This window comes from Streptomyces roseolus, assembly GCF_014649855.1.
GTDB classification, from domain to species: domain Bacteria; phylum Actinomycetota; class Actinomycetes; order Streptomycetales; family Streptomycetaceae; genus Streptomyces; species Streptomyces roseolus.
In genome coordinates this window covers 256,990-279,520 of record NZ_BMTV01000002.1, presented here as the reverse complement: position 1 = coordinate 279,520, position 22,531 = coordinate 256,990, and the positions used below count along the sequence as shown (strand labels likewise).

General features: G+C 73.3%; 19 protein-coding genes. 4 read left to right on the top strand and 15 right to left on the bottom strand.

The features are described from left to right. Positions 1-111: 111 nt before the first annotated feature. The 13 genes from IE245_RS03340 to rsmH form a co-directional block, all read right to left on the bottom strand. The gene (locus tag IE245_RS03340) at positions 112-831 is read right to left on the bottom strand and encodes a YggS family pyridoxal phosphate-dependent enzyme (RefSeq protein WP_189945166.1); all 720 of its coding nucleotides are present in this window, start codon (positions 829-831) and stop codon (positions 112-114) included. 5 nt (positions 832-836) lie between these two features. Continuing rightward, positions 837-1,571: a peptidoglycan editing factor PgeF gene (pgeF, locus tag IE245_RS03335; RefSeq protein WP_189945165.1), complete on the bottom strand. Its 735-nt coding sequence runs from the start codon at positions 1,569-1,571 to the stop codon at positions 837-839. Beyond that, the gene (gene ftsZ, locus IE245_RS03330) at positions 1,568-2,782 is read right to left on the bottom strand and encodes a cell division protein FtsZ (RefSeq protein ID WP_189945164.1); all 1,215 of its coding nucleotides are present in this window, start codon (positions 2,780-2,782) and stop codon (positions 1,568-1,570) included. The genes pgeF and ftsZ overlap by 4 nt, the downstream gene beginning before the upstream one ends. A gap of 279 nt (positions 2,783-3,061) precedes the next feature. Beyond that, entirely contained in the window at positions 3,062-3,865 is an 804-nt protein-coding gene (locus IE245_RS03325; protein ID WP_189945163.1) for a cell division protein FtsQ/DivIB, read from the bottom strand. A gap of 25 nt (positions 3,866-3,890) precedes the next feature. Beyond that, on the bottom strand, positions 3,891-4,985 hold the full coding sequence (gene murG, locus IE245_RS03320; protein ID WP_169085706.1) for an undecaprenyldiphospho-muramoylpentapeptide beta-N-acetylglucosaminyltransferase: 1,095 nt from the start codon (positions 4,983-4,985) through the stop codon (positions 3,891-3,893). 6 nt (positions 4,986-4,991) lie between these two features. Next, on the bottom strand, positions 4,992-6,332 hold the full coding sequence (ftsW, locus tag IE245_RS03315; RefSeq protein ID WP_189945162.1) for a putative lipid II flippase FtsW: 1,341 nt from the start codon (positions 6,330-6,332) through the stop codon (positions 4,992-4,994). A gap of 55 nt (positions 6,333-6,387) precedes the next feature. Then, the gene (murD, locus tag IE245_RS03310) at positions 6,388-7,827 is read right to left on the bottom strand and encodes a UDP-N-acetylmuramoyl-L-alanine--D-glutamate ligase (RefSeq protein ID WP_189945161.1); all 1,440 of its coding nucleotides are present in this window, start codon (positions 7,825-7,827) and stop codon (positions 6,388-6,390) included. Then, entirely contained in the window at positions 7,809-8,879 is a 1,071-nt protein-coding gene (gene mraY, locus IE245_RS03305) for a phospho-N-acetylmuramoyl-pentapeptide-transferase (RefSeq protein WP_189945160.1), read from the bottom strand. Before mraY ends, murD begins: the two co-directional genes overlap by 19 nt. After that, positions 8,876-10,300, bottom strand: a complete 1,425-nt coding sequence (locus IE245_RS03300) for a UDP-N-acetylmuramoyl-tripeptide--D-alanyl-D-alanine ligase (RefSeq protein ID WP_189945159.1) — start codon at positions 10,298-10,300, stop codon at positions 8,876-8,878. The genes mraY and IE245_RS03300 overlap by 4 nt, the downstream gene beginning before the upstream one ends. A gap of 4 nt (positions 10,301-10,304) precedes the next feature. Beyond that, positions 10,305-11,975 (bottom strand): UDP-N-acetylmuramoyl-L-alanyl-D-glutamate--2,6-diaminopimelate ligase, encoded by a 1,671-nt coding sequence (locus IE245_RS03295; RefSeq protein WP_189945158.1) that lies wholly within the window; start codon positions 11,973-11,975, stop codon positions 10,305-10,307. Positions 11,976-11,993: 18 nt separating this feature from the next. After that, positions 11,994-14,000 (bottom strand): peptidoglycan D,D-transpeptidase FtsI family protein, encoded by a 2,007-nt coding sequence (locus tag IE245_RS03290; protein ID WP_189945157.1) that lies wholly within the window; start codon positions 13,998-14,000, stop codon positions 11,994-11,996. A 7-nt stretch (positions 14,001-14,007) separates the two neighbouring features. Next, positions 14,008-14,553 (bottom strand): cell division protein FtsL, encoded by a 546-nt coding sequence (gene ftsL, locus IE245_RS03285; RefSeq protein WP_189945156.1) that lies wholly within the window; start codon positions 14,551-14,553, stop codon positions 14,008-14,010. Continuing rightward, positions 14,550-15,506: a 16S rRNA (cytosine(1402)-N(4))-methyltransferase RsmH gene (gene rsmH, locus IE245_RS03280; protein WP_189945155.1), complete on the bottom strand. Its 957-nt coding sequence runs from the start codon at positions 15,504-15,506 to the stop codon at positions 14,550-14,552. The genes ftsL and rsmH overlap by 4 nt, the downstream gene beginning before the upstream one ends. A 290-nt stretch (positions 15,507-15,796) precedes the next feature. On the opposite strand from rsmH, the gene IE245_RS03275 reads away from it, so the two are divergent. From IE245_RS03275 to IE245_RS03260, 4 genes are all read left to right on the top strand, one after another. Continuing rightward, complete coding sequence (locus IE245_RS03275; RefSeq protein WP_189945279.1) at positions 15,797-15,946, top strand: carbonic anhydrase; 150 nt, start codon at positions 15,797-15,799, stop codon at positions 15,944-15,946. A gap of 146 nt (positions 15,947-16,092) precedes the next feature. After that, positions 16,093-17,109, top strand: a complete 1,017-nt coding sequence (locus tag IE245_RS03270) for an AAA family ATPase (RefSeq protein ID WP_189945154.1) — start codon at positions 16,093-16,095, stop codon at positions 17,107-17,109. Then, on the top strand, positions 17,109-18,491 hold the full coding sequence (locus IE245_RS03265) for a DUF58 domain-containing protein (protein ID WP_189945153.1): 1,383 nt from the start codon (positions 17,109-17,111) through the stop codon (positions 18,489-18,491). Before IE245_RS03270 ends, IE245_RS03265 begins: the two co-directional genes overlap by 1 nt. Next, on the top strand, positions 18,488-20,839 hold the full coding sequence (locus IE245_RS03260) for a transglutaminase TgpA family protein (RefSeq protein WP_189945152.1): 2,352 nt from the start codon (positions 18,488-18,490) through the stop codon (positions 20,837-20,839). The genes IE245_RS03265 and IE245_RS03260 overlap by 4 nt, the downstream gene beginning before the upstream one ends. A gap of 226 nt (positions 20,840-21,065) precedes the next feature. Here the strand turns inward: IE245_RS03260 and IE245_RS03255 are convergent, their stop codons facing one another. Together IE245_RS03255 and IE245_RS03250 are read right to left on the bottom strand one after the other, a co-directional pair. Further along, positions 21,066-21,464, bottom strand: a complete 399-nt coding sequence (locus IE245_RS03255) for an SCO2097 family morphological protein (RefSeq protein ID WP_189945151.1) — start codon at positions 21,462-21,464, stop codon at positions 21,066-21,068. A 273-nt stretch (positions 21,465-21,737) separates the two neighbouring features. After that, the gene (locus IE245_RS03250; protein WP_189945150.1) at positions 21,738-22,526 is read right to left on the bottom strand and encodes a class I SAM-dependent methyltransferase; all 789 of its coding nucleotides are present in this window, start codon (positions 22,524-22,526) and stop codon (positions 21,738-21,740) included. Positions 22,527-22,531 lie beyond the last annotated feature (5 nt).

Genomic DNA, 22,531 nt, shown 5'->3' with positions numbered 1-22,531 from the left:
TCCGCTCTGTGGTGGATCGGCCTCGTCACCAAGTGCTCGCGATCCACGTGGCCACTCCGCCGTTCACGGAATGACCATATTTTCTGCTGTGGTCCGACCTGCTTCGCGACGTTACCCGAGCTTCGGGCGGACTCCGAGTACCGCCGTACCGACGCGTACATGTGTCGCCCCGGCGGCGATGGCGTCCTCGAGGTCCGCGCTCATTCCCGCTGAGACCATGTTCGCAGCCGGACGGGTCGCGCGCAGGGCAGTCGACAAATCCATCAGCCGGTCGAAGGCGGCCCGTTGCCGCCCGGCGTACTCCCCGACGAGCGGGGCGACCGTCATGAGCCCGGCGAGCCGCAGCCCGGGGGCCCCGTCGAGGGCGGCTGCCAATTCCTCGATCCCGTCGGGCGAGACGCCGCCGCGATCGCCCCGCCCGCCGGCCTCGGCGTCGAGGGCGACCTGGATCAGGCAGCCGAGCTCCCGCCCGGCTCTCTCCGCCGCCGCGGAGAGCGAGGAGACGAGCTTGATCCGGTCGACGGACTGCACCACATCGGCATAACCCACCACGGATCTGACCTTGTTGGTCTGCAACTGGCCGACGAAGTGCCAGCTGAGATCGAGGTCGGCGCAGGCGGCCGCCTTGGGGGCGGCGTCCTGGTCGCGGTTCTCCGCCACGTGGCGCACCCCGAGTCCGTGCAGGATCCGCACGTCGCTCGCGGGGTAGGTCTTGGTGACGACGATCAGGGTGACCTCGTCACGGGGGCGGCCGGCGGCGGCGCAGGCGGCGGCGATCCGCTCCTCCACCCGTGCCAGGTTCTCCGCGAGTTCGGCCTTGCGGTCCGTCATTCCCCTCACCTGCCCAACCAGACATATCCCGCGAGTCGCCCGGTGGTGCGGTCGCGGCGGTACGAGTAGTGGTCGCCGGACTCCAGGGTGCAGACCCCGGCGTCCTCGACGTCGGTCACCCCGAGCCGGGCGAGCTGGGCGCGGACCCCGGCGGCGACGTCGACGGCCGGGGTGCCCCAGGAGGTCTCCGCGTACGCGTCGGGTTCGACGGCCGCGACCTCGGCGCGCATCGCCTCGGGGACCTCGTAGCAGCGTCCGCAGACGGCGGGGCCGGTGCGGGCGGTGATCCGGCCGGGCTCGGCGCCGAGTCGCTCCATCGCCGCGACGGCGGCGGGAACGACTCCGGCGATCATGCCGGGCCGCCCGGCGTGGGCGGCGGCGACGACCCCGGCGACGGGGTCGGCGAGGAGGACCGGGACGCAGTCCGCGGTGAGGACGGCGAGGCCGAGTCCGCGGCGGGTGGTGACGATCGCGTCGACGGCGGGGACGGCCTCGCCGTGTTCCCAGGGGCCGTCGACCACGGCGACGTCGGCGCCGTGGACCTGGTTCATCCAGACGACGAGGCCGGGGTCGAGGCCGAGCCCGGCGGCGGCGCGGGCCCGGTTGGTCCGGACGGCCTCCGGGTCGTCGCCGACGGCGCCGCCGAGGTTGAGCTCCTCGTACGGAACGGCGCTCACCCCGCCCCACCGGTCGGTGAAGGCGAAGTGCGCGCCGTTCGTCGTGTGGCGGTGCCCTATCACTTCAGGAAGTCCGGCACGTCCAGCTCCTCGGCGGGGCTGTCCGCGTACGGACGGGCCGGCGGGACCACCGGCGGGGCGGGCGGCAGCGGGGTCTCGTTGACGGCCGGGGCCGGCTCGACCGGGGCGGGCGCGGGCTCCTCGCGCGGCGTCACCGTGCCGAGGCCGCCGATCGGGCGGGAGGCCTCGGCGACGCGGGGGGCCGGGGCCGGCTCCTCGCGCTTGGCGGAGACCGAGCCGATGATGTTGTCCCGGCGGGCCGGCGGCTGGCCGCCGTCGAAGCCGGCCGCGATGACGGTGACCCGGACCTCGTCGCCGAGGGCGTCGTCGATGACGGCGCCGAAGATGATGTTGGCCTCGGGGTGGGCGGCCTCGCTGACCAGCTGGGCGGCCTCGTTGATCTCGAAGAGACCGAGGTCGCTGCCGCCGGAGATGGAGAGCAGCACGCCGCGGGCGCCGTCGATGGACGCCTCCAGGAGCGGCGAGGAGATCGCCATCTCGGCGGCGGCCACCGCGCGGTCGTCGCCGCGGGCGGAGCCGATGCCCATGAGGGCGGAGCCGGCCTCGGACATGACCGACTTGACGTCGGCGAAGTCGAGGTTGATCAGGCCCGGGGTGGTGATGAGGTCGGTGATGCCCTGGACACCGCTGAGCAGGACCTGGTCGGCCGACTTGAAGGCGTCGAGGACCGACACCTGGCGGTCCGAGATGGACAGCAGCCGGTCGTTCGGGATGACGATGAGGGTGTCGACCTCTTCGCGGAGCTCGGCGATGCCGTCCTCCGCCTGGTTGGCGCGGCGCCGGCCCTCGAAGGTGAAGGGGCGGGTGACCACGCCGATGGTGAGCGCGCCGAGCGAGCGCGCGATGTTGGCGACGACGGGCGCGCCGCCGGTGCCGGTGCCGCCGCCCTCGCCGGCGGTGACGAAGACCATGTCGGCCCCCTTGAGGACCTCCTCGATCTCCTCGCGGTGGTCCTCGGCGGCCTTGCGGCCGACGGCCGGGTTCGCCCCGGCCCCGAGGCCGCGGGTCAGTTCACGGCCGACGTCGAGCTTGACGTCGGCGTCGCTCATCAACAGTGCCTGTGCGTCGGTGTTGATGGCGATGAACTCGACGCCCTTGAGACCGACCTCGATCATTCGGTTGATGGCATTGACACCACCGCCGCCGACACCGATGACCTTGATGACTGCGAGGTAGTTCTGCGGTGCTGCCACGTCGAAGGCCTCTCGCCTCGAGTTACGTGTCGTCATTGCGCTGTGGTTTGCGCGCCGCGACGACGGATGCCGATGGGGTGGTCCGTTGCGCCGACCCCAACCCTAACGTTGAAGTTTAGGGTTACCAGTGTCTCTGTTCGCTGGACTCTTCCGAACAGGACACTAAGTCGACAAGGCGCGCGCGTTCAACGAACACGCCGAACCTCCCGTTTTTCTTTTCACCCTATGTGATCACCCGTAGCGCTGGCCAACCAGGGTGCTGGCCAGCGCGGATGCGCGTCAACTCCTCGACGAGGCGGGCGCGCTCGGGGCACTTACGTCGAAGTGCCCCGCTTTGGGGGTCGCCTTCATGAGGGCGGTCAGGACCCGGACCTTGGCGGGCCCGTGTTCGGCGCTGCCCCAGAAGACGGTGCGATCACGGGTGAGTTCCAGAGTGACGGAGTCGTACGAGGAGAGCCGTACGACACGAGTGTCCTTCGCGATCGCGTCCGGGAGTTCACTCCGTACGCGCACGGCCTCGGCGAGGAGCCGGTCCGCGTCGAACCGCCGCAGGCTGGGCGAAGCCGCCACGTCGAGGACGAGCCGGGGGACGCCGCGGGGCGGAGTGGTGACGGTCGCGAACGGAACGGCGGTGGCGTCCACTTCGGTGAAGGATCCGCGTTTCTCCAGAAGGAGGACGGGTTTCCGTTCCGTCACCTCGATCCCGATTCCGTGCGGCCAGGACCGGATCACGTCGACCGAGGCGATGCGCGGGAATTCCTCCCGGAGCCGGGCCGCGATGGCGTCGGTGTCGACGGTGACGAGCGGGGCGCCGACCGGGACGGCGGCGACGGCCTCGACCTGGGCCGGGGTGAGCACCGCCGTGCCCGAAGTCTTCACACGTTCCACACGGAACCAGGTGGAGCCGTAGAGCGCCCAGACCGTGCCGCCGGCGAGCAGGAGCAGGCCGGCGGCGATCAGGGCGAGCTTCAGTCCGGTCGGGCGGAAGCGGCCGCCCGCGCCTTCCGGCCGGGGCTGCCGGTCCGACGATCCCCTGGGCTTCTCGGTGCCGCTCTTCTCCGCGGTCGTCGGTCCGGCTGCCACGCGCGCCTCTTCCCTCGGTCCCCCGCTACGCCTGTCGGCGGGCGGCGATCGCCTCGTACACCATGCCGACGAGGAGGTCGTCGGCGTCCCGGCGGCCGAACTCGGAGGCGGCGCGGGACATCTCGTACAACCGGTGCGGATCGGCCAGTACGGGCAGGACGTTGGCCTGCACCCACTGCGGCGACAGCTCCGCGTCGTCGACGAGGAGTCCGCCGCCGGCCTTGACCACCGGCTGCGCGTTGAGCCGCTGTTCACCGTTGCCGATGGGCAGCGGGACGTAGGCGGCGGGCAGTCCGACGGCGGAGAGCTCGGCGACGGTCATGGCGCCGGCGCGGCAGAGCATCATGTCGGCGGCGGCGTACGCGAGATCCATCCGGTCCACGTACGGTACCGGCACGTACGGCGGCATTCCGGGCATGTTGTCGACGCGCGGCACCTCGTTCTTGGGGCCGACGGCGTGCAGGATCTGGATGCCGGAGCGCTGGAGCACCGGGGCGATCTGCTGGATGACCTCGTTGAGCCGGCGGGCGCCCTGGGAGCCGCCGGAGACGAGCAGCGTCGGCAGGTTGGGGTCGAGGCCGAAGGCGGCGCGCGCCTCGGGCCGGACCCGGGCCCGGTCGAGGGTGGCGATGGTGTGCCGCAGCGGGATGCCGATGTAACGGGCGTTGCGGAGCTTGGAGTCCGGGGTGGCGACGCCGACCCCGGCGGCGTACCGGGAGCCGATCTTGTTGGCGAGGCCGGGCCGGGCGTTGGCCTCGTGGACCACGATCGGCACGCCGAGGCGCTTGGCGGCGAGGTAGCCGGGCAGCGCCACGTAACCGCCGAAGCCGACCACGCAGTCCGCCTTGGTCCGCTCCAGGACCTGCTCGGCGGCCTTGATGGTGCCGCGCAGCCGTCCCGGGACGGTGATCAGTTCGGGGGTGGGCTTGCGGGGCAGCGGTACGGCGGGGATGAGCGCCAGCTCGTAGCCCCGCTCGGGCACGAGCCGGGTCTCCAGGCCCTTCTCCGTGCCCAGCGCCGTGATGCCCACGCTCGGGTCCTGCCTGCGCAGGGCGTCCGCGAGGGCGAGCGCCGGCTCGATGTGACCGGCGGTCCCCCCGCCGGCGAGTACGACATGCACCGAAATTCACCGCTCTCCGGACGGGCGCTTCTTGACGCGCCGTCGCATCGACTTCCATCTCACCCCGGCCCGCTTGCCCCAGCCGGGGCGGCGCATGGCCAGGGCCGCTTTCGCGGCGGGTTCCTGTCGCGCGAAGGCGATCAGGAGCCCGACGGCGAACATGGTCGGCAGCAGGGCCGACCCCCCGTACGAGAACAGCGGGAGCGGGACGCCGGCGATCGGCAGCAGACCGAGCACCGCACCGATGTTGACCACGGCCTGGGCCGTGATCCAGGTGGTCACGCCTCCCGCGGCGAATCGAACGAAGGGGTCCTCCGTGCGTCCGGCCACGCGGATACCCGCATAGCCTAGGGCCGCGAACAGGGCGACGACCGACAGCGTCCCCGCGAGGCCCAGTTCCTCACCGGTGACCGCGAAGATGAAGTCGGTGTGCGCTTCGGGCAGTTGGCCCCATTTTTCCACACTCGCACCGAGCCCGGAACCGAACCATCCGCCCGACGCCAGAGCATAGATACCGTGCGCGGCCTGGAGGCACGGGGCCCCCTCGCCACCCGGATCGGTGGCGCCGATGCACTGGAAGCGCCGCATCCGGTTGGCGTTGGTCTTGATGAGCAGCACACCGATCGTGGTGGCCACCACGAGCACGCCGACGAAGAGCCGGGTGGGGGCGCCGGCCGTCCACAGCAGTCCGAAGAGGATCGCCGTGAGGATGATCGCGGTGCCCATGTCGCCGCCGAGCATGATCAGCCCGAGCAGCATGAAGGCGCCGGGGACCAGCGGCACGAGGATGTGCTTCCACTGGGTGAGGAGCTTCATGTCCTGTTTGCGGGCGAGCAGGTCGGCACCCCACAGGATCAGGCCCAGCTTGCCGAACTCGCTGGGTTGCAGCATGAACGGGCCGCCCAGCGAGATCCAGTTCTGGTTGCCGCCGACGGAATGCCCTATCCCCGGGATCTGCACGAGCACCATGAGGAAGATCGCGCCCACCAGGATCGGGTAGGCCAGCGCCCGGTGCAGCTTCACCGGCATCCGCGAGGCGACCAGCAGCAGCCCGGTGCCGAGCAGGGCCGCGAAGAACTGTTTGCGGAAGAAGTAGGACGGCACCAGCTCGTAGCGGAGCGCCGTGATCATCGAGGCCGAGTAGACCATCACCAGGCCGAGCGTGGTGATGAGCAGCCCCGCGCCGATGATCACGTAATACGCCGTGAGCGGCCGGTCCCAGGCCCGCTGCGCACGCGTGTAGAGCCCGCGCACGCCTCCGCCGCGCCCCCCTCTCGGGGTCGCTGGGGCGCGCCCTCCGCCCGGTCGGGCGGAGGGCCGGCGTGTCCCGGCGATCTTGCTCGGCATGGTTCGCTGCCCCCTCCGGTCAGGCCCGGTAGGCCGGACCCTCGCAGTGGTCGGGTCAGGCGTCCCCGGTGGCGGCGAGGGCGCGGACCGCGTCCGCGAACGCCTCGCCCCGCTTGTTGTAGTTGGTGAACATGTCCATCGAGGCGCAGGCCGGGGCCAGGAGGACGGTGTCCCCCGGGCGGGCGAGCCGGGCCGCCTCGCGGACCGCCTCGGACATCGCCCCAGTGTCGGTCCGGTCGAGGTCCACCACCGGGACCTCCGGGGCGTGTCGCGCCAGGGCTTCGCGGATCAGCGCGCGGTCCGCGCCGACCAGGACGGCGCCGCGCAGCCGCTTCGCGGACTTCTGGACCAGCTCGTCGAAGGTGGCGCCCTTGGCGAGGCCGCCGGCGATCCAGACGATCGGGTCGTACGCGGCCAACGAGGCTTCGGCGGCGTGGGTGTTGGTGGCCTTGGAGTCGTCGACGTACGTCACGCCCCCGATCTCCTCGACCAGTTCGATCCGGTGCGGGTCGGGGCGGAAGGCCCGCAGCCCGTCGCGTACGGCCTTGGCCTCGACGCCGAAGGCGCGGGCGAGGGCGGCGGCGGCGAGGGCGTTGGCGATGTTGTGCGGGGCCGGCGGCTGCACGTCGGCGACCTCGGCCAGCTCCTGGGCGTTCTTCTGCCGGTTCTCGACGAAGGCCCGGTCGACGAGGATCCCCTCGACGACGCCGAGCTGGGAGGGGCCGGGGGTGCCGAGGGTGAAGCCGATGGCGCGGCAGCCCTCCTCCACGTCGGCCTCGCGGACCAGGTCCTCGGTCGCCCGGTCGGCCACGTTGTACACGCAGGCGACCTGGTTGCCCTCGTAGATCCGGCCCTTGTCGGCGGCGTACGCCTCCATGGAGCCGTGCCAGTCGAGGTGGTCGGGCGCCAGGTTGAGCACGGCGCCCGAGTGGGCGCGCACGGAGGGCGCCCAGTGCAGCTGGTAGCTGGAGAGCTCGACGGCGAGCACGTCGTACTCCTCGTCGCCGAGGACGGCGTCGAGGAGGGAGACGCCGATGTTGCCGACGGCGGCGGTCCGCAGCCCGGCCGCCTCCAGGATGGAGGCGAGCATCCGGGTCGTGGTGGTCTTGCCGTTGGTACCGGTGATCGCCAGCCAGGGAGCCGCTCCGGGGCCCCGCAGCCGCCAGGCCAGCTCGACGTCGCCCCAGATCTCCACGCCCGCCTCGGCGGCGGCCGCGAAGAGCGGCTTGTCCGGCTGCCAGCCGGGGGTGGTGACGACGAGCTCGGTGCCGGCCGGCAGGGTCGCGCCGTCGCCGAGGCGGACGGTGATCCCCTCCCCCTCCAGCTCCGCGGCCTGCGTCCGGGAGCGCTCGTCGTCGCCGTCGTTGACGACGGTCACCACGGCGCCCCGGGCGGCCAGGGCCCGGGCGGCCGGGATGCCCGACACCCCGAGACCCGCGACCGTGACGTGCTTGCCCTGCCAGTCCAGCTCTTCGCTCACTTGTCGGCTGCCCATCCCGCGTAGAAGAGGCCCAGGCCCACGATGACGCACATGCCCTGGATGATCCAGAACCGGACGACGACCAGGACCTCGGACCACCCCTTGAGTTCGAAGTGGTGCTGGAGGGGGGCCATCCGGAAGACGCGCTTGCCGGTCATCTTGAACGAGCCGACCTGGATGATCACGGAGAGGGTGATCAGCACGAACAGGCCGCCGAGCAGCGCGAGCAGCAGCTCCGTACGGGAGCAGATGGCGAGACCGGCCAGCGCGCCGCCGAGCGCGAGGGAGCCGGTGTCGCCCATGAAGATCTTGGCGGGCGAGGTGTTCCACCACAGGAAGCCGAAACAGGCGCCCATGAGCGCGGAGGCCACGACCGCGAGGTCCAGCGGGTCGCGGACCTCGAAGCAGGCGTTCGGGTTGGTCAGGGTCAGCGCGTTGGCGCAGGACTCCTGGAACTGCCAGAGGCCGATGAAGGTGTAGGCGCCGAAGACCATCACGGAGGCGCCGGTGGCGAGGCCGTCCAGACCGTCCGTCAGGTTCACGCCGTTCGACATGGCCAGGATCATGAAGAGCGCCCAGACCACGAAGAGGACCGGGCCGATCGACCAGCCGAAGTCGGTGATGAAGGAGAGCTTCTCGGAGGCCGGGGTCAGCCCGCGCGCGTCCTCGAACTGGAGCGAGAGCACCGCGAAGGCGATGCCGACGATGAGCTGGCCGGCCATCTTCGCCTTGGCCCGCAGGCCCAGCGAACGCTGCTTGACGATCTTGATGTAGTCGTCGAGGAAGCCGACCAGGCCCATGCCGGCCATCAGGAAGAGGACCAGCAGGCCGGAGTACGAGACGGGCTCGCCGGTGATGACCTTGGCCAGCGCGTACGCGATGAGCGTCGCCAGGATGAAGGAGATGCCGCCCATGGTGGGCGTGCCCTTCTTCCCGGCGTGGCCGCGCGGGCCGTCGTCGCGGATGAACTGCCCGTACCCCTTGCGGGCCAGCAGCTTGATGAGCAGCGGGGTGCCGATCAGGGTCAGGAAGAGGCCGATGGCCCCCGCGAAGAGGATCTGCCTCATCGGCCCGATACCTCGCCCTCACCGTCGAGCAGCGCGAGCGCGACCTGCTCGAGACCGACCGACCGGGAGGCCTTCACCAGGACCACGTCCCCCGGGCGCAGTTCCCTGCGCAACAGGTCGACAGCCGCCTGCGCGTCGGACACGTGCACCGACTCCTCACCCCACGAACCCTCGTTATAGGCGCCCAGTTGCAGCCAGGACGCTTCCCTGTCCCCGACCGCGACGAGCTTGCTGACGTTGAGCCGGACGGCGAGCCGTCCGACCGCGTCGTGCTCGGCCAGCGACGCGTCACCGAGCTCGGCCATCCTGCCGAGCACCGCCCACGTGCGGGCCCCCTGGGCCTCTCGGGCCCTGCCCATGGCCGCGAGCGCGCGCAGGGCGGCTCGCATGGACTCGGGGTTCGCGTTGTAGGCGTCGTTGACGATCGTCACGCCGTCCGGACGCTCGGTGACCTCCATGCGCCAGCGCGAAAGGGAGCCGGCCTCGGAGAGCGCGGTGGCGATCTCCTGGACAGGCATGCCCAGCTCGTGCGCGACGGCGGCCGCTGCGAGCGCGTTCGACACGTGGTGCTCACCGTACAGGCGCAAGGTCACGTCGCTGCACCCGGTGGGTGTGTGAAGCGTGAAGGCGGGGCGGCCGGTCTCCGTGAGGCGGACGTTCTCGCCCCGTACGGTCGCTTCGTCCGCTTCGCCGAAGAGGGTCACGCGGGCCTTGGTGCGGCTCGCCATGGCGCGGACGAGGGGGTCGTCGGCGTTGAGGACCGCCACTCCGCCGTCCTCGGCGGACGGCAGGGACTCGACCATCTCGCCCTTGGCCTCGGCGATCTGCTCGCGTCCGCCGAACTCGCCGATGTGGGCGGAGCCCACGTTCAGGACGAGCCCGATCCGGGGCGGGGTGAGCCCGGTCAGGTAGCGGATGTGGCCGATGCCGCGGGCGCCCATCTCCAGGACGAGGTGCCGGGTCTCCTCGGTGGCCGTCAGCGCGGTGAGCGGAAGGCCGATCTCGTTGTTGAGGGAGCCGGGCGTCCAGACGGTGGGCGCGTGGCGGCCGAGGACCTGGGCGATCAGGTCCTTGGTCGAGGTCTTTCCGGCCGAGCCGGTGAGGGCGACGACATCGGTGCCGAGCCGCTCGACGACCGCGCGGGCGAGGGCGCCGAGGGCGCCCTGCACGTCGTCCACGACGATCGCGGGGACGCCGACGGGGCGGACGGCGAGCACCGCCGCCGCGCCCGCCGCGACGGCGCGCTCCGCGTAGTCGTGGCCGTCGACGCGTTCGCCGGCGAAGGCGGCGAAGAGGCTGCCGGGCTTCACCTCACGGGAGTCGATGACGACGGGCCCGGTGATCCGGGCGCCCGGATCCGGTATGTCGTGCGCCTGCCCGCCGACGATTTCGGCGATCTCGGCGAGGGAGAGGGCGATCACTGCTTCATCCCTGACTGTTCTGGTGACGGTGTTCGTTCGCTGCTTCGATCGCGGCGCGCAGGACCTGGCGGTCGTCGAAGGGACGGACCTGCCCGGCGATCTCCTGGCCCTGCTCGTGGCCCTTGCCGGCGACCAGGACGGTGTCGCCCGGCCGGGCGCGGGCGACGGCCGCGGCGACGGCGGCGGCCCGGTCGGGTTCGACCAGGACGTCGCCGCGCTCGGCGGCGGGCACCTCGGCGGCGCCCGCGAGCATCGCGGTGAGGATCGCGAGCGGGTCCTCGGAGCGGGGGTTGTCCGAGGTCAGTACGGCGGTGTCGGCGAGCCGGGCGGCGGCGGCGCCCATGGGGCCGCGCTTGGTGGTGTCCCGGTCGCCGCCGCAGCCGATGACCACGTGCAGCCGGCCCTCGGTGACCTCGCGGAGCGAGCGCAGCACCGATTCGACGGCGTCGGTCTTGTGCGCGTAGTCGACGACGGCGAGGTACGGCTGGCCGGCGTCGACGCGCTCCAGGCGGCCGGGGACGCCGGGGACGGCGGCGACGCCGTCGGCGGCGGTCCGCGGGTCGAGCCCGGCGGTCGCGAGGGTGGCGATGGCGGCGAGGGTGTTGGCGACGTTGAAGGGGCCGGGCAGCGGGGCGGTGGCGGGGATCCGCTCGCCCTCGGGGCCGACGGCCGTGAAGGTGGAGTCGGCGGCGCCCAGGACGACGTCCTCGGCGCGCCAGTCGGCGTCGGCGCGGCCCTCGGCGGAGAAGGTGACGACCGGGACCCCGGCCTCCTTCGCGAGCCGGCGGCCGTACTCGTCGTCGGCGTTCACGACGCCGATCCGGCTGCGCTCCGGGGTGAAGAGGGTCGCCTTCGCCCGGAAGTAGTCCTCCATGTCGGAGTGGAACTCCATGTGCTCCGGGCTGAGGTTGTTGAAGACGGCGACATCGAAGACGCAGCCGTCGACCCGGCCGAGCACGAGGGCGTGGCTGGAGACCTCCATGGCGACGGCCTCGACGCCCCGCTCGCGCATGACGGCGAAGAGGGCCTGGAGGTCGGTGGCCTCGGGGGTGGTGCGCTCCGACTTGATGCGCTCGTCGCCGATCCGCATCTCGACGGTGCCGACGAGCCCGGTGTGCTTCCCGGCGCCGCGCAGTCCGCCCTCGACGAGGTAGGCGGTGGTGGTCTTGCCGGAGGTGCCGGTGATGCCGATCTGGAGGAGGCCCTCGCCGGGGCGGCCGTAGATCTCGGCGGCGAGTTCGCCCATCCGGCCGCGCGGGTCCTCTGCGACGAGGACGGGCAGGCCGGTGGCGGCGGCGCGGTCGGCGCCCGTCGGGTCGGTGAGGACCGCGGCGGCGCCGAGGCCGGCGGCCTGGGCGACGAAGTCGGCGCCGTGCAGGCGGGCACCGGGCAGGGCCGCGTACACGTCCCCGGGGCGCACGGCCCGGGAGTCGTGGGTGATGCCCGAGACCGGGACGCCCTGTGCGGCGTCGGGGAGCTCGGTGCCCAGCCGTGCCGCGAGCTCGCCCAGGGGTGTCGGGCGGGCCCGCTCCGGGCGGGGCGGGGTGGTTCGGGACTGATCAGCGTGTGGCACGGCGGTGAGCGTACCGGGCGCACCCTGCGGGGGACCAAACGAGCCGCGGGCGTCGCCGGAGTTCGATTTCCGGTTCCCGGAATGGGGGGTGATCGTCGTCACTGGTGGTGCTCCCGGAGGTCACGGGGTGGGTTCGAAGGTGACCGGCAGCCGCGGGGGCGCGCTGCCGGTGGGGGCCACGTGGAGGGTCTTGAGCGCGAACTCCATGACCTTCTTGTAGATGGGGCCGCAGATCTGGCCGCCGAAGTAGCTGCCCTTGGTGGGGTTCTGGATGGCGCAGTAGACGGTGACCCGGGGCTGGTCGGCGGGGGCGAAGCCGGCGAAGGAGGCGGTGTAGCCCTTGTAGCGGCCGAGTTCGGGGTCGACGCGGTTGGCGGTGCCGGTCTTTCCGGCCACGCGGTAGCCGGGGATGGCGGCCTTGGTGCCGGTGCCCTCGCGGTCGTCCACGACCGACTCCAGCATCTGGGCGAGGGTCTTGGCGGTCCGCTCGCTGACCACCCGGTTCTCGGCGGGCTTCTCGGCGGGGGTGAAGCGCCCGTCGGGGCCCTTGGTGCCGCGGACCAGGGTGGGTTCGATGCGTACGCCTCCGTTGGCGATGGTCGAGTAGACGGAGGCGGCCTGGAGGGCGTTGACGGAGAGGCCCTGGCCGAAGGGGATCGTGTACTGCTGCGAGGTGGACCAGTCCTCGGGCTTGGCGAGGATGCCGGAGGTCTCGCCGGGGAAGCCGAGACCGGTGGGGCTGCCGATGCCGAAGCGGCGGAGGTAGCCGTCGAGGATCCGGTTGGACTCGGCCTGGTCCTTGCCGAGCTGGCCGGTGGCGAGGATGGTGCCGATGTTGCTGGACTTGGCGAGGACGCCGTTGAGCGTCAGGTACCAGGTCGGGTGGTCGATGTCGTCCTTGAAGAGCCGGTCGCCGCGGTGGAGCCGGTTGGGGACGACGACGTGGGTGTCGGCGGCGGCCTTGCCCTCCTCCAGGACGGCGGCCATGGACATGACCTTGCTGGTGGAGCCGGGCTCGTAGGCGTCCTGGAGGGCGGCGTTGCCCATGGCGGCGGCGTTTGCGGCGGAGAGGTCGTTGGGGTCGAAGCCGGGGGCGTTGGCCATGGCGAGGACCTCGCCGGTGCGGGTGTCCTGGACGATGACGTAACCGCGGTCGGCCTTCGACTTGCGGACCTGCTCGCTGATGGCCTGCTGGGCGGCCCACTGGATGTCCCGGTCGATGGTGAGCTCGATGTCCGAGCCGGGGACGGCGGGGGTGCCCTGGGAGCCGGCGGTGGGGACCTGCCGGCCGCCGGAGGCGGTGAAGCGGATCTTTCCGTCCTTGCCCGCGAGTGCGGGGTCGAGCATGGACTCGACGCCGCCGGCGCCGCGGCCCTCGGCGTTGACGAAGCCCAGTATCCCGGCGCCGAGGTCCCCGTTGGGGTAGACCCGCTTGGTGCTGGGCTCGCTGAGGACGCCGCCGAGCAGGTTGACGCCGGTGCCGCCGGCGGCCTGGGCCTTCTGCCCGTAGACCTTCTTGAGGTCCTTGATCTGGTTCCACACCTGCGGGGTCTGCTTGCGGGCGAGCAGGGTGTAGCGGGACTTGGGGGTACGGAGCTTCTTGACCAGCTCGGCCGGTTCCTTGCCGAGGATCGGGGCGAGGAGCGCGGCGGCCTGCTCGGGCGCGTCGGGGACCTTGGACTCCTCGGGGGTGAAGAGCTTCGGGTCGGCGGTGATGTCGTAGGCGTCGACGCTGGTGGCGAGGGCGATGCCGTTGCGGTCGGTGATCTCGCCGCGCTCGGCGGAGAGCGTGTACTCCTGGTAGCGGTACTTGTCGGCCTTGGCCGCGTACGCGCTGGCGTCGACGGCCTGGACCTGGAGCAGCCGCACCACGAAGACCAGCATGACGAGGGTGAGGCCGAGGGAGATCAGGCGCAGCCGGGGCCGGGGGTTGCCGAGCTTGATGGTGCGGGGCTTGCGGGCGGGCGGCCGGGGCGGGGCCGGCCGGCGGGCGGCGGGACGGGCGGCCGGGCGGGGGGCGCGGCCGCCGCTCCGGGCGCCGGATCCCGCGGAGGCGGCGGGCCGGGGGCGGGCGGCCGGACGCGCGGGGCCGGGGACGCGGCGGCGCGGGGGCTCCTTGGAGGGCACTGCTCGGTCACCTGCCGGAGGTCGTGGGAGTGGGCGCGGTGGTGTCCGCCGCCGGGGCCGTGGAGCGGGGGGCGGTGCTCGTGCCGGGGGCGGCGGCCTGCCGCGTACCGGACGGGGCCGGGTCGCCGGTGCCGTCGTCCGGGGCGCGGGTCGGCGTGCGGGAGGGCGTGGGGGACGGCTTCGGGGAGGCGGCGACGGTGGGCTCGCCGAGGACCTTGCCGTCGGGGCCGAGGAAGGCGGGGCTGCCGCCGGGGACCATGCCGAGCTCGCGGGCGCGGCGCTCCAGGGCGTCGGGGGCGGCGTCGGCGTCGACGTCGCGCTGGAGCGCCTGCTCCTCGTCGGTGAGCTCGGTGGTGCGGTCCTTGAGCTCGCGCAGCTTGAAGGAGCCCTGGTTGAGGGCGGAGTTGAGCAGCAGCAGGGTGATGAGGCCGCCGCCGAGGAGGAGGACGACGAGCAGGACGAAGGGGGTGCGGGCGGCCGTGCTGGGACCGGACGGCATCAGCCGTCCGAGCCGCGCGGCCCGGCCTTTGAGCGGCCCCCTCGCCGCGCTCACAGCACGTCCTCCCGGATGCGCTCGACGCCCCGGAGGCGGGCGGGGGCGGCCCGGCGGTTCTCGGCCACCTCCTCCTCGGTGGGGAGTTCGGCGCCGCGGGTGAGGAGCTTGAGGCGGGGCTGGTACTGCTCGGGGACGACCGGGAGGCCGGGCGGGGCGGTGGTGGCCGCACCGGCCGCGAAGACCTGCTTGACCAGCCGGTCCTCCAGGGAGTGGTACGAGAGGACGGCGACCCGTCCGCCGACGGAGAGGGCCTTCACGGCGGCGGGGACGGCCCGCTCCAGGACGCTCAGCTCGCCGTTGACCTCGATGCGCAGGGCCTGGAAGGTGCGCTTGGCGGGGTTGCCGCCGGTGCGCTTGGCGGCCTGCGGGAGGGCGTCGCGGATGAGCTCGACGAGCCGGGCGCTGTTGGCGAACGGCTCCTTCTCGCGCTCGCGGACGATGGCGGAGACGATCCGCTTGGCCTGCTTCTCCTCGCCGTAGGCGCGCAGGATGCGGACGAGTTCGCCGGCCGGATAGGTGTTGAGGACCTCGGCGGCGCTCATGCCGGTCGTCTGGTCCATGCGCATGTCGAGCGGGGCGTCCTGGGCGTAGGCGAAGCCGCGGTCGGCCTCGTCCAGCTGCATGGAGGAGACGCCGAGGTCGAAGAGGACGCCCTGGACCTTGTCGATGCCGAGCCGGTCGAGGACCTCGGGCAGTTCGTCGTAGACCGCGTGGACGAGGGTGGCGCGGTCCCCGTAGGGGGCGAGCCGCTCGCCGGAGAGGCGCAGGGCCTCCTTGTCGCGGTCGAGGGCGACGAGCCGGGCCTCGGGGAAGGCGCGCAGCAGGGCCTCGCTGTGTCCGCCGAGGCCCAGGGTGCAGTCGACGACGACCGCTCCCGGGCTCTGGAGGGCAGGGGCCAACATGTCCAGGCACCGCTGGAGCATCACCGGGACGTGTCGGTCGTTGCTCAACGCACCCTCTCAGAACGGGCACGGCGAGCGGTATGGAGGCCGAGCCCTGGGTGCCGCCGCGCACACGGGGGAGAAACCGCTTCAAATCGCTCGATTGTCTCCAGGAACTCCGCGTCACTCTAGTCCACGGAGGGGGCCGGTCAATCAACCGGCCGACGCGCGCCGCGGCTCCGGACGCGGTGGCGGACGTTCCGGACGGTTCACTCGACCGGCGGCACGCGACGGTCGCCGTGGGTCGGCTCACACGCGGGTCCACGGGCGTTCTTCGTCCGCTTGACGTGCGGCGGTCGATGCGGCGGGTCAGGACCTCGCCGTTCCTGCCGCACACGGACGACGTCCGGGGCTTCGTCTTCGACGTGACGACCGGCCTGCTGCGCGAGATCCACCCTGTGGAGAATGGTTCCGGCTCCGGCAGGAGCACACCTTCCGCCGTCGCGTAAGACGACAAACCCCGGCATTCCCCCCACGGTTGTCCACAGGCGAGTGACACGGCCCGGCCATCCCCACAAGAATGCCCGGGTGACACCCCCCGTCCATCCCGGCGGGGGCAGGTGTCCGTGTTCCTGCAAGGCCGAGGAGGGCCGGGGTGACGACCTATGACGACCGAGCGAGCCTCACAGACTTGACCACCACCGCGGAGCGCGTCCGCGGGTCGGTGGAGAGCGTGATCGAGGGCAAGCCCGAGGTCGTACGTCTCGCGCTGACCGTGCTGCTCGCCGAGGGGCACCTCCTCATCGAGGACGTGCCCGGCGTCGGCAAGACCATGCTCGCCAAGACGCTCGCGCGGTCCATCGACTGCTCGGTGCGCCGCATCCAGTTCACCCCCGACCTGCTGCCGTCGGACGTCACCGGCGTGTCGATCTTCGACCAGCAGCGCCGGGAGTTCGAGTTCAAGCCGGGCGCGATCTTCGCCCAGATCGTCATCGGCGACGAGATCAACCGCGCCTCGCCCAAGACGCAGTCCGCGCTCCTGGAGTCCATGGAGGAGCGTCAGGTCACCATCGACGGGCACACCTACGAACTGCCCAGCCCGTTCATGGTCGTGGCCACCCAGAACCCGGTCGAGATGGAGGGCACCTATCCGCTGCCCGAGGCCCAGCGCGACCGCTTCATGGCCCGCGTCTCCATCGGGTACCCGAGCGCCGAGGCCGAGTTCCAGATGCTCGACGTGCACGGGGCGGTCAATCCTCTGGACGACCTCCAGCCGGTCGCCCACGCCCACGAGATCCTCAAGCTGATCGAGGCGGTCCGCACGGTGCACGTCGCCGACGCCGTGCGGCGGTACGCCGTCGACGTCGTCGCCGCCACCCGCAACCACCCCGACCTGCGGCTCGGCGCCTCCCCGCGCGCCACGCTCCACCTGCTGCGGGCCGCCAGGGCCTCCGCCGCCCTCGCCGGCCGCGAGTACGTGCTGCCCGACGACCTCCAGGCGCTCGCCGTGCCGGTCCTCGCGCACCGGCTGCTGCCCACCGCGCAGGCCCAGCTGGGCCGGCGCAACGCCGAGCAGGTCGTCCTCGACATCCTCCAGCGGACCCCCGTCCCGTCCGCGGCCCCGCCCGCGGGACCGGTCTACGGCCGGCAGCCCGGCGGCCGGCAGCTGTGATGGCGACCCCCGCCGCACCCCAGGGGCAGCGGGCCGACGACCGCGAAGGCCCCCGGGCCGAGGACGGCCGGGGCGGCCTGCGGGCCGCCCTCGGCGGACTCACCACCCGCGGCCGGTCCTTCCTGGCCGCCGGGGCGGCCGCCGCCGTCTGCGCCTACGTGCTCGGCCAGGCCGATCTGCTCCGGGTCGGCCTGCTGCTCGCCAGCCTGCCGCTGATCTGCGTCTTCGTCCTGCACCGCACCCGCTACCGGGTCGCCACCTCCCGCCGGCTCACCCCGCAGCGGGTGGAGGCGGGCACCGAGGCCCGGGTCCAGCTCCGCATGGAGAACGTCTCCAAGCTCCCCACCGGGCTGCTGATGCTCCAGGACCACGTGCCGTACATGCTCGGCCCCCGCCCCCGCTTCGTCCTCGACCGGGTCGAGGCCGGCGGCCGGCGCGAGGTCTCCTACCGGGTCCGCTCCGACCTGCGCGGCCGCTTCCCGCTCGGCCCGCTCCAGCTGCGGCTGAGCGACCCCTTCGGGATGTGCGAGCTCACCCGCTCCTTCCACACGTACGACACCCTGACCGTCGTCCCCCGCACGACCCCGCTGCCCGCGGTCCCGCTGGGCGGCGAGGCCTCCGGGTACGGGGAGGGACGGCAGCGCGCGCTGGCCCTCGCCGGCGACGACGACATCATCCCGCGCGCCTACCGGCACGGCGACGACCTGCGCCGGGTCCACTGGCGCTCCACCGCCCGGTACGGCGAGCTGATGGTCCGCCGCGAGGAGCAGCCCCAGCGCTCCCACTGCACGGTCCTCCTCGACACCCGCCGGGCCGGCTACCAGGGCTCCGGCCCCGACTCCGCCTTCGAGTGGGCCGTCTCCGGCGCCGCCTCCGTCCTCACCCACATGCTGGAGCGGGGCTACGCGGTCCGGCTGCTCACCGACACCGGCGCCGCCGTCCCCGGCGAGGGCTCCGACGGCGGGTACACCGACACGTCCACCGGCGACTCCGCGGAGACGGCCGGGCTGCTGATGGACACCCTCGCGCTCGTCGACCACTCCGACGGTGCCGGGCTCTCCCGCGCCGCCGACGTGCTGCGCGCCGGCGGCGACGGGCTGCTCGTCGCCTTCCTCGGCGACCTCGACGAGGAACAGGCCGCGCTGGCCGGACGGATGCGGGCCCGAGCCGGCGCGGCCGTCGCCTTCGTCCTGGACTCCGGCGCCTGGCTCACCGGCGGCGCCGTGACCGGGGCCGTCGAGGCCCGGATCCGGCAGCTGCGCGAGACCGGCTGGACCGCGGTCTCCGTACCGCCGGGGGGCCGGACGGCCGACCTGTGGCAGCAGGCCGCCGGGGCGCTGCGGGACACCGCCGCCGCAGACAGCTACGGAGGATGGGCATGAGCGGGCTCACCCGCCTGACACTGGCCGCCTGGGCGGCCTCCCTGATGGCCGCCGGGGCGCTGCTGCCGCTGGTCAAGCCGGCCACCTGGATCTTCACCGCCGCCTTCCTGCTCGCCCTGCAGAGCGGCACCGGCATGCTGTGCCGGCGGGTGCCGCTGGCCCGGCCGCTGACGGTCGGCGCCCAGCTGCTCGTCGGCGTGCTCGCGCTGACCGTGGTCTTCGCCCGTGAGCAGGCGCTCCTCGGCTTCCTGCCGGGGCCGCTCGCGGTCCAGCACGTGGCCGAGCTGTTCCGGCTCGGTGCCGAGGACGTCGGCACCTACGCGATCCCCGCCCCGGACACCGAGGGCATCCGGCTGATGCTGGTCGCCGGCGTGCTGGCGATCGGCCTGCTCGTGGACGTCCTGGCGGTCACCTTCCGCCGCGCCGCCCCGGCCGGTCTGCCGCTGCTCGCGCTGTACTCGGTGGCCGCCGGGCTCTCCGGCGGCGGCGCCGGCCGGCTCTGGTTCGTGCTCGCCGCCGCCGGCTACCTCCTGCTGCTCCTCGCCGAGGGCCGTGACCGGCTCTCGGCCTGGGGCCGGGTCTTCGGCGGCGCCCAGCGCACCGGCCGGTCCGGCGCGCTCGTGGGCACCGGGGCGTCCTTCGCGCCGGTGCGCACCGGCCGCCGGATCGGCGCCGTCGCCATGGGCACCGCCCTGGTCGTGCCGCTCGTCCTGCCCGGCTTCTCCGGCGGGCTCCTCGGCACCGGCGGCGGAGGGGCCGCGGGCGGGGGCGGCGGGGGCGGCGGCACCATCGCCGCGGTGAACCCGCTGGTCTCGCTCCAGGACAACCTGCGGCAGCCGGAGGACTTCGAGGTCCTGCGCTACCGCACCAACGCCCTGGACACCAGCGATCTCTATCTGCGGCTCGTCGCCCTCGACCAGTTCGACGGCACCTCGTGGAAGTCCTCGGTCCGCCCGATCGAGGCCGTCCCGAAGTCGCTGCCGTGGCCGGACGGACTCGCCCAGTCGGTCCGCACCGCCGAGGTGACCAGCAACTTCGTCGCCTCGGAGGGGTACGACCAGAAGTGGCTTCCGATGCCGTTCCCGGCCGCCCGGGTCGACATCGAGGGCCGCTGGCGGTTCGAGCCGGCCGGCCGGATGCTCGTCGGCGACGACAAGCAGACCACCAAGGGCGTCCGCTACCAGGTGACCAGCCTCGACGTGCAGCCCACGGCCGAGCAGCTGGCCCAGGCGGGCCCGGCGCCGGACGCGCTGCTCCGCGAGTACACCAAGGTCCCGGGCAGCCTGCCCGCCGACGTGAAGGCGACGGCCCTGGAGGTCACCCGGGGCGCGGCCGACGACTACGAGCGGGCGGTCCGGCTCCAGGACTGGTTCTCGCAGGACGGCGGCTTCCGGTACGACGTCGACGTGACGTCCGGGACGGGCACGGAGGCGATCTCCCGCTTCCTGAGGGACAAGAGGGGATTCTGCATCCACTTCTCCTTCTCGATGGCGGCGATGGCCCGCACGCTGGGCATCCCGGCGCGGGTCGCGGTCGGCTTCATGCCCGGCACCGGCCAGTCCGACGGTTCGGTCTCGGTCGGCATCCGGGACGCCCACGCCTGGCCCGAGCTGTACTTCGAGGGCGCCGGCTGGACCCGTTTCGAGCCGACGCCGTCCCGGGGCTTCACCCCGGCGTACACCCGGCAGGCCTCCCCCACCGGCGGCCCGACCGGTCCGGCGCAGCCCTCGGAGGCGGCCTCGGCCCGGCCCTCGGCGGCGCCGAGCGCCTCGGAGAGCTGCCCGCCGGAGATGCGGCGCCTCGGCGAGTGCGGTCAGCCCGTGGCGGCGGCGGACGACGCGTCCTCCGGCGGCGGCACGGACTTCCTGAAGCCGGCGGCCTGGACGCTGGGGATCCTGCTCGTCCTCGCCCTGCCGCTCGTCCCGCTCCTCTGGCGGAGCCGGGTACGGGCCCGCCGGCTCGGCCCCTCGGGCGGAGCGCTGGCGGTGTGGCGGGAGATCGGCGACACGGCCTGGGACTACGGGCTCGAACCGGACGACGCGCAGACGCCGCGGCGGACGGCGGAGCGGATCGTCCGGGCGGGTGAGCTGACGGGTGCGGCGGCGGAGTCGGTCCACCGCGTGGCGCGGGCGGTCGAGGAGACGCTCTACGCCCCGGCGCCCCGTCCGACGGCGGGCCTGGCCGAGGACGCGGCCCGGGTCCGCACCGCCTTCCACGCGAACGCCACCCGCGGGGCACGCCTCCGAGCCCTCCTGGCCCCCCGCTCGGCCGCCCGCCTCCACTGGTCCGCCTCCACCCGATGGGCCACCCTCGCCTCCCGGGTCCCCGGCCTCCGCGGCGCCCCGTGAGGGCCTGACCCGGGTACGGGCGGCGCCTCCTCCGGGTCCCCGTCGTGGGCATGCGTTCCTCCCCCATGGACTTCGTCCAGGGGGGACCCCGAGCGGAACGTGTGCCCACGACGGAACGGCGGCGACGGCGGGCACCGCCCGGGGGCGGAAAACACTGCGCCCCGCCGGGGCTCGGGTCCGGCGGGGCGCGGGTACGGGGGTGCGGGGCCTTCCGCTCAGGGCCGCGTCAGTGGCCGCCGCCCTGCTGCTCGTCACGGCGTCGCTGCCACCGCGCTTCGATCCGGTCCATCATCGAGCGTCGCGCCCGGACCTGCCGGCCCCGGCCCGCCTGCTGCTGCGCCTGCTCACCCGGCTTCGGCGCCTTGCGCCATCCGGTGACCGCCAGAACCGCACAGCCCAGCATGACGAGGAATCCCACCACGCTGATCCAGATCTGCTGGGCGACCATTCCGGCCATGAGGAGCGCGATACCCACCAGGAAGCCGGCGACTGCCTGGTACACCCGTCGCCGGGTGTACGTGCGCAGCCCGCTTCCTTCGAGCGCTGTCGCGAACTTGGGGTCTTCGGCGTACAGCGCTCGCTCCATCTGCTCGAGCATGCGCTGCTCGTGCTCCGAGAGCGGCACGGAGTCCTCCTAGTCGTCGGTCGCGGGGGCGACCGGTTGCGGCCCTTTCAGGATAGGCAGGGAATCGCCCCCGTGAAACCCGCCCTCAATGCCGATCAGCCCATCCGGGCCGCCACGCGGTTCGGTTGGTGAGGCGTTGATTCCCCACCCGCCCGTCCGTCATGCCGGATGGTTTCCCTCGATCATACGGCGCGAAGCCGCAGAGGGGGCGGCCTGTCGCGGAGCGGGGCCCACACCTCCGAACGGGTGGCGGGGCCCCGGAGTTCCACCCGATCAGGCGGGCTTCTCGGCGAGGACGTGGAGCTGGGTGGCGACGGCGTGGAAGGCGGCCAGCTCGGCCGCCGCGGCCTCCAGTCTCAGCAGCGCCTCGGCGGCACCGGGCTCGGTGTCGACGAGGACGCCGGGGACCAGGTCGGCGAAGATCCGCACGCCGTGGACGGCGCTCACGGAGAGGCCGGCCTCCTCGGCCAGACCGGTGAGCTGATCGGCGGTGAACCGCCGGGGCACGGGGTCGCCGGCGCCCCAGCGTCCGTCGGGGTCGCCGAGCGCGGTCCGGGCCTCGGTGAAGTGTCCGGCGAGGGCGCGGGCGAGGACCGCGCCGCCGAGCCCGGCGCCGAGGAGGCTGAGCGCGCCGCCGGGGCGGAGCGCGGCCTCCGTGTTCCGCACGCCCTCGGCCGGGTCGTCCACGTACTCCAGGACGCCGTGGCAGAGCACCGCGTCGTAGGCGCCGCGCTCGACCACGTCGAAGAGCCCGCGGACGTCGCCCTGGACGCCGGTCACCAGCTCGGCGACTCCGGCCTCGGCGGCGCGGCGCTCCAGCGCGAAGAGCGCGTTGGGGCTGGGGTCGACGACGGTGACGCGGTGGCCGAGGCGGGCCACCGGCACCGCGAAGTTGCCGGAGCCGCCGCCGGTGTCCAGGACGTCGAGGACGGCCCTCCCGGTGCCGGCGACCCGGCGGTCGAGGGCGTCCTTGAGGACGTCCCAGACGACGGCGGTGCGCAGGGAGGCGCGCGACGGGCGCGACGACGCCTCACGGCCGAAGACAGCGGAAGGGTCCGGCACGGCTC